Source organism: Parabacteroides sp. B2-S-102 (assembly GCF_023656665.1).
GTDB lineage: Bacteria > Bacteroidota > Bacteroidia > Bacteroidales > Tannerellaceae > Parabacteroides > Parabacteroides distasonis.
In genome coordinates this window covers 1-11,395 of sequence record NZ_JAMOKM010000037.1, presented here as the reverse complement: position 1 = coordinate 11,395, position 11,395 = coordinate 1, and the positions used below count along the sequence as shown (strand labels likewise).

General features: G+C 41.0%; 6 protein-coding genes. 4 read left to right on the top strand and 2 right to left on the bottom strand.

The annotated features are described in order from the left end of the window. The 4 genes from NBH07_RS22130 to NBH07_RS22115 form a co-directional block, all read left to right on the top strand. On the top strand, positions 1 to 3,091 hold a 3,091-nt coding region (locus NBH07_RS22130), incomplete at its 5' end, for a SusC/RagA family TonB-linked outer membrane protein (protein ID WP_250833607.1). 27 nt (positions 3,092 to 3,118) lie between these two features. Beyond that, a complete protein-coding gene (locus NBH07_RS22125; RefSeq protein ID WP_005855630.1) occupies positions 3,119 to 4,591 on the top strand; it encodes a SusD/RagB family nutrient-binding outer membrane lipoprotein in 1,473 nt (490 codons plus the stop codon). A 43-nt stretch (positions 4,592 to 4,634) separates the two neighbouring features. Further along, a complete protein-coding gene (locus NBH07_RS22120) occupies positions 4,635 to 5,135 on the top strand; it encodes a lipid-binding protein (RefSeq protein ID WP_036628884.1) in 501 nt (166 codons plus the stop codon). Between the two features lie 188 nt (positions 5,136 to 5,323). Beyond that, positions 5,324 to 6,502, top strand: a complete 1,179-nt coding sequence (locus tag NBH07_RS22115) for a site-specific integrase (RefSeq protein ID WP_005855634.1) — start codon at positions 5,324 to 5,326, stop codon at positions 6,500 to 6,502. Positions 6,503 to 6,592: 90 nt separating this feature from the next. Here the strand turns inward: NBH07_RS22115 and NBH07_RS22110 are convergent, their stop codons facing one another. Together NBH07_RS22110 and NBH07_RS22105 are read right to left on the bottom strand one after the other, a co-directional pair. Then, positions 6,593 to 8,122 carry a SusD/RagB family nutrient-binding outer membrane lipoprotein gene (locus tag NBH07_RS22110; RefSeq protein WP_005855636.1) on the bottom strand — a complete coding sequence of 510 codons (1,530 nt, stop codon included), beginning with the start codon at positions 8,120 to 8,122 and terminating at the stop codon, positions 6,593 to 6,595. 15 nt (positions 8,123 to 8,137) lie between these two features. Further along, a complete protein-coding gene (locus tag NBH07_RS22105) occupies positions 8,138 to 11,311 on the bottom strand; it encodes a SusC/RagA family TonB-linked outer membrane protein (protein WP_005855638.1) in 3,174 nt (1,057 codons plus the stop codon). Positions 11,312 to 11,395: the final 84 nt, after the last annotated feature.

Genomic DNA, 11,395 nt, shown 5'->3' with positions numbered 1-11,395 from the left:
TGTTATTTCCGCCGAAGACAGTGAACCGATTATTGGTGCGTCTGTAATAGTCAAGGGTACTACTACAGGTACAGTAACGGATTTTGATGGTGTGTTCAGTTTGGATGTACCAAGTTCCGCGAAGACTCTGGTAATTTCTTATGTGGGTATGATTGCTCGTGAGGTTCCGGTACAAGATGTGTTGAGGGTAGTCCTTCAGTCTGGTACCCAGAATCTTGAGGAGGTTGTCGTAACTGCGATTGGTATGAAAAAGCAGGAAAAGGCGTTGGGCTATGCAGCCTCTACTGTGAAGAGTGAAGATTTGAATGCCGCTAAGTCTGGATCAGTGATGTCAGGTTTGACTGGTAAGGTTGCGGGTTTGAATATTACTAGCGGTGGTGCTACAGGCTCTTCTCAGAAAGTAATCGTGCGTGGTATCAGTTCTTTCAGTGCTAATCAACCTTTGTATGTGGTGGATGGTGTGCCTATTATGAATGATTTCCAAGGTGAGGATTCTTTCTCTAACTCCGTGGATTTTGGTAACCAAGCTAATGACATTAACCCAGAGGATGTTGAGTCTGTAACAGTCTTGAAGGGTGCTTCCGCTACTGCCCTTTATGGTAGCCGGGCTGCTAATGGTGTTATCATGGTGACAACAAAACGGGCTGGGGCTGAGAGGCTTTCTGTTACGTACGATGGCTCATTTATGGGATCTAGCGTATTGCGTGTTCCTCAAACACAAGATCGTTTCGGACAAGGATGGGGATCTTTCGGACCTATGGAGAATGGTTCTTGGGGACCGGTTTTGGATGGTCGTGATCATATCTGGGGACCTTACTCAGACGGCTCAGAAGGTTTATTAACTCCGCTTTCTAAGCCTTTCTCGTATGTAAAGAACAATCTTCGTGATTTTTATGAAACTGGTTTTGAGACGAATAATAACGTCTCGATTCGTATGGGTAATGATAAACTTGGTTTTGTTGCCTCCTATGGTAATGTGAAGTCTGACGGTGTATTACCGGGTGACGCTGATTCATATGCTCGTAATACAATCTCGTTAAGAGGTAATATGAAATATAAACGTTTTTCTGCGGAATTAAACTTGAACTATGTCCGTAAAGATATCACACAAGCTGCTGCTGGCCAAGGAGATGATGGTGCAACGATGTTTTCTGAGATTTTACAACATGCCGTGGATGTAGATATTAGCTCAATGAAAGATTATACGAATCCTTATTTTAATACGGATAACTTCTATACAGCTTATGCGGAGAATCCATATTGGGTGTTAGATCATAATCGTAATAAGTATCAAGATGACCGTGTCTATGGTAAGATCGAGCTTGCTTTTGAGATTATGAAAGGTTTGAAGGCGGTTGGACGTTTAGGTGGTGACTTTACGAACGCTACTCAAAAGAGATGGAATGAAAAAGTGACTTTCGCTTCAGGGTCTTGGAGTGAATTAGGTGGTAAGAAGCAGCAGCCCGGTACTTATACGGAACGTCGTGACAAGGTGGAGCAAATTGATGCGACCGCTTTCTTAAATGCGGATTATAAAATCGGTGAGGATATCGCTTTGAATGGTATGATTGGATGGAACTTGAATCAACAAACGAGTTCTTATTTGAAATCTTATCTGTATGGTTTGGAGCAACCGGGATGGTTTAACTTAGCGAATGGTGTTGATAAGCCCATGACTACGACTTACTCTGATAGACGCCGTTTGGTTGGTTTGTTCGCTCAAGGTGAGTTTGGTTACAAGAATTTCTGGTTTGTGAATGCTTCTATTCGTAACGACTGGTCATCTACTTTACCTCAAGGAAATAATAGCTTTTTCTATGGTGGCGTGAATACTTCATTGATCATCACGGATATGTTTGAGGATTTGAAATCTGATTATCTGAATTTCTTGAAGGTTCGTGCAGCTTGGGGACAGACTGGTAACGATGCTCCGATTTACCGTACTAGCAGTTATTTTACACCGACTCAAATCAGTTTAGGTTTTGGAGATTTATATTTACCTATTAATAATACATTAGGCTTGACAGAGTATAATCGTTTGCCGAGTATGGATCTTCGTCCGGAGATCACGACAGAATGGGAGTTCGGTTTAACAACGCATCTGTTTAACAATCGCTTGGATATTGATGCTGCTTATTATAATAAGAGTACGAAAGATCAGATAATATCTGCTAGTCTGGCTCCGGAGTCTCGCTATACGTCTATGACCCGCAACGTAGGTAAGATTGCGAATCAAGGTGTCGAGTTGGCAGTGAATGGCATTCCTGTTCGTACGAAAGATTTCGAGTGGGGATTAGGTTTTACTTTCAGTAAGAACTGGAGTGAGGTGAAAGAGTTATGGGATGATGTAACTGAGTATAAATTGACAAGTTCCTATCAAGTGGATTTCGTTGCGGAAGTAGGTCAGCCTTTGGGCGTTTTCAAGGTTCCGGCTTTGGCCACGACTGATGATGGTAAGGTGATCGTTGATAATAACGGTATGCCGACAATTGATGCTAGCAAGAAAGAGATCGTAGGAACGTCTACACCTAATTTCTTGATGGGCTTTAATACGCATTTCACATGGAAAGGGATTACTTTATCAGCGGTATTAGATTGGCGTAATGGCGGTGAGTTCTATTCATATACCTCTCAATTGCTTACATTTGCCGGAAACTCTACTTATACGGTGTTTAATAATCGTGAACCATTTGTGGTTCCTAATTCCGTGAAAGTCGTAAATGGTCAATACGTAGAGAATGATATACCTATCGTACATTGGGGAGGTGCTTCTAGCGCTGTTAATACCTACTATAATAACGCCTCCAACTACGCTCAGTATAGAAATTGGATTTTACCTAAAGATTACTTGAAATTAAGAGAGATTACACTTTCTTACTCTTTGCCGAAAGCATGGTTGAAACAAACCCCATTCTCTATGGTTCAAGTTAGTTTGATCGGACGTAATTTATTTATGTGGACCCCGAAAAAGAACAACTACGTAGATCCGGAAGGTACGAATTATGGTAATGACATCTTGTCTGAAATTGGTGAATTTGGTGCGGCTCCGACAAACCGTACGTTTGGTGGTGGTATTAAAGTTGTATTATAATAAGTAACTTTAAAAAGTAAAGATAGTATGAAAAGAAACAATTTAATATATACAGGACTGGTTAGCTGCTTGTTGATGGCGACTACAGCTTGTTCCGATTATTTGGATATTAACCAGAATCCGGAATATCCAACGGAAGCCTCTTCTTCTACTTTGCTTCCTTCTGGTATCGCAGGAGTAGCAAGTATTGTAGGTGGTACTTACGAATTATATGGTAGCATGTGGTCTCAGCAATGTACGCAGGGACATACATCCAACCAGTATAATACATTGGTTAACTATACGATAACTAACGCATCCGATTCTCGTTTGTGGTCTATACCTTATTCAATAGCACTGCCAGACTTGGATTTGGTTATCAAAAGCTCTGAATCGGCTCAAGAATGGAATTATTGGGTAATGGGTAAGACTATGACTGCCTTTATGTATCATATCCTAGTGGACTCTTATGGCTCTATTCCTTTTACAGAAGCTATTCTTGGGAATGAGAATACTACACCGAAATATGATGACAGTAAGACTGTGGTTTATCCGGGATTATTAGCGATGTTGGACGAGATTATCGCTAAAAAAGCGGAAGCTACCGCAGGTGGTTTGCCTTCGGTTACAAAACAAGACTTGGTGTTCGCTGGTGACGTGAATAAGTGGATTCAATTTGCGAAGAGTTTAAAGCTAAAATTGTTGATGCGTGATTTCGATACGAATAAAGCTGCTATCAAGGCATTGCTCGACGAAGGAGATTTGCTGAGTGTAGACGCTAAGATGGACTGTTTTCAAGATTTGGAAAATAAATCAAATCCATTGTATGAGAATGACCGTCGTAAATTGAATTCAACTGTAAATATTCGTGCGTGCGCTACGGTTTGCGATTATTTGAAAAAATATGAGGATCCTCGTTTAAATGATTTTTATTCACCTAATACGGATGGCTCCGGCGAGACAACAGCTTTGAAGTATGGTGACCGCCCAAACTCGGTAGCGGTAACAACTCGTATGATCTCTGTGGCTAAGCTAGGTCCTACAGATCCTGTTTATTTTATGTCTGCTGCTGAGGTAGCGTTCCTGCAAGCGGAAGCTTACGCTCGTTTGAATGATGTGGCTAAAGCGAAAGTGGCTTATGAGCAAGGTGTGAATTATGCGTTTGAACGTTGGGGGTATTCTGCTGCCGAGTTTGTTTCGGAAGGTGCTCCTTATGCTTTCGATAGTACGGACCAAAATTCAATGCTTACCTCTATTTTGACCCAGAAGTGGATCGCTTCCACTCGTTGTCAAGCATGGGACGCATGGTTTGATATCAATCGTACCGGTATTCCTGTTTTAGGGACAAAGCATGTGGATGAGGAAGGATATATTTGGGGGCAGTTGACTCCTTGCATTGGTTCTGCGTTGGCTCCGGGTGAATATCCTCGTCGTTTATTGTATCCGAAGTCATCTTCAGACTATAACCCTAATACTCCGGCGGTAGTTCCGTTAGCGGAAAAACAATGGTGGCATAAATAAATGGGTGTTATAAATGTATATTAATCAGAAAAGCTTTTTGAATATGAAACAGATAAATAAATTACTGGTTATCTTATTGGCGTTGCTCACCTTTTCTTCTTGTGAGACTTATGGTGATTACGAGATAGAATACACGGCTATTTACCCTTTATGTGGCGAATGGGTAGTTAATGTTACAGGTGAGGATGGTGGTGTCTTGGCGGAAGGTGTGACCTGCAATACTTACAATACGACTGATGATGCCACGGATAAGATGTGGATAAAAATGAGTGTTGCCACAAACGACTGGGGAGTACGTGGCAAGATTCATTGCGATGTCGCTTCTAAATCTTTTGATGGGGATGGTATCGCTAATCTGCTCCATGCGGATGATGGTATAAATTCTACTGTAACCTTCAATATCTCTGGTAAAGTAATTGTGGATGGTTATACTACTCAAGCCAATACAAAAGTGGATGCCATTGAATTTACCTTGACTCAAAATGGAAAGTCGATGACGGTTAAGGGATTCCGTAAAACAGGTTGGGAAGGTGAAGATTATTGATATGATTTAATATCTCGAAAAGTAGGAGAGGCCTGCCATGTATTTGGTAGGCCCTTTTTATTTACTTGGATATATGGTTTTTTATTAGTAGGTAATCCGTGATAACAAACTTTTAGTTTGTAGATTGTGCTACAAAGAACTTATTATTGTTCCTTCGTGTTTACAATCAGATAATATATAAATGTATCATGGAAAAAGTAATTTACAACTTAGTGTTTAATCGAAAAAAGCAATTGAATGCGGAAGGAAAAGCTTTGATTCAAGTAGAGGCCTATTTGAATAGGCAAAAGAGGTATTTTTCAACGAAGGTTTATGTGAAACCTTGTCAATGGGACAACAAGAGACGTTCCATAAAGAATCATCCGAATATGGATGCGTTAAACCTGTATCTTCAGAACTATGTTATGGAGTTGGAGAGAGATGAGCTGGAGAAGAGACAAGCGAATAACGGTTTTTCGTTGAAGGATCTGCGTGAGGAGGCTTCTTCGACATCTACGTCTTCCTCTTTTCTTGTTTTCATGCGTGAGGAGATTTTACATAGTAATTTGAAAGAATCGACATTAAAAAACCATTTGTCCACTTTGCATGTTCTATCCTTATATAAAAAGGACGTTCTGTTTAAGGATATTAATTTCAATTTCTTATGCGATTTTGAATATTTCTTATTGAAGCAGGAGTATCATCGAAATACGATCGCTAAACATATGAAGCATTTGAAACGATATATCAACTTGGCGATTAATAAGGAGTTGTTCGAGTTGCACAAATATCCATTTCGGAAATATAAGATTAAATATCAAGAGAGTAAGCGTACTCATTTAACGCCTGAGGAGTTAGGTCGTTTGGAAAACTTAAAGCTGGATGGGCAGCGTACATTGCGCCGGTGTCTGGATATGTTTTTATTTAGTTGCTACACGGGATTACGTTTCTCAGACATAGTAAGTATAACGAAAGAGAACTTTTTGATTATTGATGATAAGGTTTGGCTGGTTTATTCATCGGTGAAGACAGATGTGAGTGTCCGTTTGCCGCTATTCCTCTTGTTCGAGGGTAAATCTTTACCTATCTATGAGCGATATAAGAATGCGCCGAGAACCCTGTTTGGTGTTCCCTTATCCTCTAATTCAAACGTGAATAAGCAATTACGCCGAATCAGCCAATTGGCAAGTATTGATAAGAAGGTATCTTTTCATACGGCTCGGCATACAAATGCTACCTTATTATTATATAATGGAGCGAATATAACTACGGTACAAAAGTTGTTAGGGCATAAAAGTGTTCGTACTACCGAAATCTATAGCAATATCATGGATATGACGATTGTCCGCGATCTTGAGAAGATTGAGACACGATTGAAGTTCGGCTAGAATGTGGATTTATAAGAAAGGAGAAAAATATCATTAAGATATTCTTCCCCTTTTTTGAATGTTGTCACTCGTTATGCTTTTATATATTGATTAGCGAGTTCCGCCAGCCCACCATACGTTTTCGGTAAACACATACTGACCATCACCATAAGCAGCTTGTATATTAGGATTAGTCGTAGTATCATCATTACCATACGGACATCTTAACGGGAACTTACCCGGATTTTGCAAGCCATAAATATCCTCACCCAAGCTCTTCAAACGACGTACGTCATTATAGCACTCGGTAGACTCTCCATCTGCGTTCCAGAAAGAAATATATTTCTGAATCATCGTCTCTTTCAAAGGATTAGCATCGAATAAGGGAACGACATTCTCATCAAAGTAAGAAGCGGCCTCCTCCGGTGTCACCTCGTTTGTTACATTCAAGAAACCTCCCCAATAATCAGAAGCGAGGGCAGACTTGATATTAACCTCCATATTAGCCATACCTGCGACAACAGCCTCTTTCAACACTGCTTTTGCCTCATCCTTACGATTTAAACGACACAAAGCCTCTGCCTTCAAGAACAATACCTCATGATAACTTAAGATGTGAGTCGGAGCGGTTTGAGCTGCACAGAACATGGAAACAGTATATTCTAACTGACTTTGCACTAAATCACCATTATGAGCAAGATTCAATAATGGATCATCCTTAGAAGCAATCATCGTTTGGCTGTTAGCCTCCACATAGCAACGTCTGATACGCGGATCATTACGCTCATTCAATTTATCAAACATACTTCGGCTGGCTACTTCACCTAAACGAGAATAGAATACTCCGAAAAATGGGTTGATATTAACACCCACACCATACATAGCATAGCTACATTGCTCGGCTGCCGAGGTGTACGACTTGGAAATATAATCCAACACCTTTTCCATATCGCCCTTAACATCAGCGCTACGTCCCATCAAGCGCATCGTATAACGAGCCTTCAAGCCATAAGCTGTCTTTAGCCAAGCCGAAGCGTCACCTTTATAAATCAAATCTTGATTAGACAGGCTCGTCAGATCTGATTTCTGAAGATCTTCAATTGCGGCATCCACATAGGCCATGATATCCTTATAAATCTCCTCTTGTTTATCGATAGCGGGAGTCATAGATACTGTATAGTCACAAGCCTCTTTCCAAGGTGTATCACCATACATATCTGTCAAGATCGCCAAATTGTAAGCCACGAAAAGTTCCGCAATGCCTTTTGTTATGAAGTTCTGCTCTTCTTCTGCGACTTTGACAGAGATCAAAGCATCTTTCAGTGTCGAATAGGTTCCCCCCCATGAGTTATTAAAGGTAGAAGCCGATGTACAAGAAGAACGGGTTTCCGCATAGTAGAATTGATTATGCGAACCTGTCTCATGTTCCACATACATACCACCATATAAATTGAAATCGCCGCTAACCACGCTAAACGCAGTCGAAGTCATGACATCCGTAAGGATCATCTTTGCGGGAACTGCTGTGGTATGATTATGATCTTTGTTGATCTCATCCATCTTATCCTCAGAGCAAGAGACCAAGGCTGCGGTGAAAACAACTCCCGTCAATAATTTTTTTGAGATATTTTGAAGTTTCATCTTTTGTTTCCTTTATTAGAATTTCACATTTAAACCGAAGCCATAGCTCGAAGCACCCGGCATAGAAAAGCGCTCGAAGCCACCGCCCATATTATTATTACCTTGAGAAGCCTCAGGATCCAAACCTTTCAACTCAGACCAAAGAATGATATTTCTGGCAAAAACATTTAAGTTCACGTTGATTCCATTCTTATCCCATATCGGATAACTAACGGACAACTCACGTAGTTTCAAGAAACCACTGTCATAGATACCAGCTTCGGAAATAAGCGTCATGCGGTCATAATATGATAAAGCGTCTTCGCCTTTGATATCTATGTCATTAGCTACATAGGAACCATCTTCCAACTGCTTTACAGCCGGATGACTAAAACGGAAAGTCTCGGCCGTACGACTTTCAACAGACTCCATACTTGTACCATAATAGTTCAACGTGTTCAATGTACCGCTATACATCTGTCCACCACATTTCCAATCGAACGTAGCGCCGATACGGAATTTGTAGATCTCAAAATTAGTATTGAAACCCAAGAGGAAATCCGGGGAAACCTTACCGATCACACCCTCACTACCGATCTGAGGCAAGCCATCTTCGTCTACGACAATGTCACCGTTGTCATTACGCAAGAAAGTCGTACCATAGATTACAGGGAATTTATCGCCAATATTCGCACGTACCTGCGGATCAACGAAACCTCCCAAGAAAATACTCTCTACACCCGGAGCCAGCTCATCCACGTAGTTATCGATCTTAGAGAAGTTAAATGCCATATCCCATTTAAAATTCTTCGTATTGATCGGATTGATTCCCAACGTAATCTCATGAGCGTTCGTATGGATAGCGCCACCATTGGTTACTAATTCTGCAGAGCCTGTAGAACCAGCCAAAGGAACCTCAAATATCTGATCTTTCACATTCTGCCGAGAGAAGGTATAGTTCAATGAGAACAGACCATTCAAGAAGGTCAAATCCACACCTAACTCATAAGACTTCGTGTTCTGAGGTTTCAGATTCGGATCATACACACGAGCATATGGAGTGAACGCCGTAATTCCACTCATAGGATATTGTATAGGCGTAGAACCATAAAAACCACCACCGTAAACAGGTGTAGTATAATAAGAATCATAATAATCTCCAGCCTGTCCTACTTCGGCGTAAGAAGCACGTAATTTACCATAAGTCAAGACATTATTCTTCAATGGTTCTAATTCTGTGAAAATCCAGCCCAAGGAAACAGATGGATAAGTGAATGAGCGGTTGTTACGAGGCATATTAGATACGATATCGTTACGAACAGTTGCGTTGAAGTAAACCATGTTAGCGTAAGACAATGAAATGCTAGCAAAGTTACCAACTGTGCGTTTCCGGCGTAATGACTCGGATGCTACCATAGTTGTAGCATTATCTATATGATTCCAACCCGGGAAGTTATAGTTCGCTCCATAAGACTCGTAAAATTTCCGCTGATTCTCTACCAATTCATTACCAACAAGGGCATCGAACAACCAATCTTCATTGATATTCCAAGTATATGCAGCGGTCAACAAAGAGTTCAACTCCGTGATTGAATATCCATAGTGATCAATCTCTCCATAACCATTTGCATGTCCATAACCCCAAGAATCCGTATAATTAGTCGTATAAGAGTCCACACCCAATTGATACTTGACATCCAATTTGTGATTATCGGTATTGAACTTCGTAGAATATTTCAAATAAGTATTTCCAAAGAAACGTTGTGAACGTTCCAAGAACTCGTTGTTATCTACCGCCCAATAAGCTCCGTCAAAACCTGATGTGCTACGGAATGTATTTTGTGTATACGGGTCACCCTCAACATGACTTGGGATACCGGCTAAATCGTAGCTAGAAGGAGCTCCGTAAACAGTAGCTAAGATTCCATTATTGGCACTAGACTGCTTGCTGATCTTCGAATTTACATAGGTACCGGTAAATCCAGTAGACCAGTTCTTGTGTAATTGAGCTTCGGCACTCATTTTTGCGTTGTATCGGTCCATGCCTGTATTTGGAATAATACCATCTTGCGTAGTATTACCGATCGAGAAGGAATAGTTACCTTTATCAAAAGCTTGAGCTACATTCACGGAGTTACTCCATGTCGTACCCACGTTGAAGAAATCCTTGATATTGTCGTAAGCTTGTGGTTGAGCCCAAGGGTCTAATCCCGCAGCGGCCCGCTGAGGTACATAATACATACCTTCATGCTTACCATATTGCTTGGTAAACTCATTATCCGTATTTCCTCCATAAGTCGGATCGTTAGGCAATTCGCTGATTAGTGGTCCCCAAGAAGTTGAAGCATACGGGCTATACTTGCCATTTGTACCCTGCGCATACACTTTTTGGTATTCAGGCATCGTTGAAACCTTATCAAAAGATAAGCTGGTATTAAAAGCGACCTGAGGTTTACCTTTACGGGCTCCCTTTCCACTTTTGGTCGTAATGACAATTACTCCATTTGTTGCACGCATACCATACAAGGCAGATGCGGCCTGTCCCTTTAATATATTAATGCTTTCAATATCGTTTGGGTCGATATCCACCGCACGAGATGCAAAGTCCGTGCCGGAAACAGAACTACCGGTGTCCACATCAGCCGTTGAAGCGACAGGCATACCGTCAATCACATACAAAGGAGTATTATCCCCTGTAAAAGATCTGGAACCACGAATCGTGATCTTAGAAGAGGCACCCGGCATACCGGAAGAAGGAGAGATCTCCACTCCAGAAACCTTACCTTGTAATGCGCCAGACAAACTAGTATTAGCTCCTTTCGTCAACTCATCCGCTTTCACATCTTGAACCGCATAACCTAAAGCTTTCTTTTCCTTTGAGATACCCATAGCCGTAACCACGACCTCATCCAAGTTCTGGGTATCGGCTAATAGTTTTACATTTACATTAGAAGTGGCCGCAACTTCTTGAGATTTCATACCGATGTATGAAATAACCAATTGTTTACCATTCGCAGGTACTTCTAGTTCAAAGTTTCCATCAAAATCCGTGACTGTTCCCACGGTTGTCCCTTTTACGATAATAGAGGCACCGATCACCGGCTCTCCATCTTCCCCAATTACCTTACCGGTAACCTTCGAGGTCTGTGCTGAAACCACACCTGCACTCAATGCAAGAAATAGTAGCACAGAAGTCAACTTTTTCTTCATAAACACACTTATTTATTAACTATATACTTAAAAATGTTTTCTCTGCATTTTAATGGTTGATTAACTAAGTTCATACAGAACTAC

What these genes read in the sequence shown, in the direction of transcription:
- NBH07_RS22105 (WP_005855638.1), bottom strand. Translation starts at nt 11,311, where the DNA reads ATGAAGAAAAAGTTGACTTCTGTGCTACTATTTCTTGCATTGAGTGCA.
- NBH07_RS22125 (WP_005855630.1), top strand. Translation starts at nt 3,119, where the DNA reads ATGAAAAGAAACAATTTAATATATACAGGACTGGTTAGCTGCTTGTTG.
- NBH07_RS22115 (WP_005855634.1), top strand. Translation starts at nt 5,324, where the DNA reads ATGGAAAAAGTAATTTACAACTTAGTGTTTAATCGAAAAAAGCAATTG.
- NBH07_RS22110 (WP_005855636.1), bottom strand. Translation starts at nt 8,122, where the DNA reads ATGAAACTTCAAAATATCTCAAAAAAATTATTGACGGGAGTTGTTTTC.
- NBH07_RS22120 (WP_036628884.1), top strand. Translation starts at nt 4,635, where the DNA reads ATGAAACAGATAAATAAATTACTGGTTATCTTATTGGCGTTGCTCACC.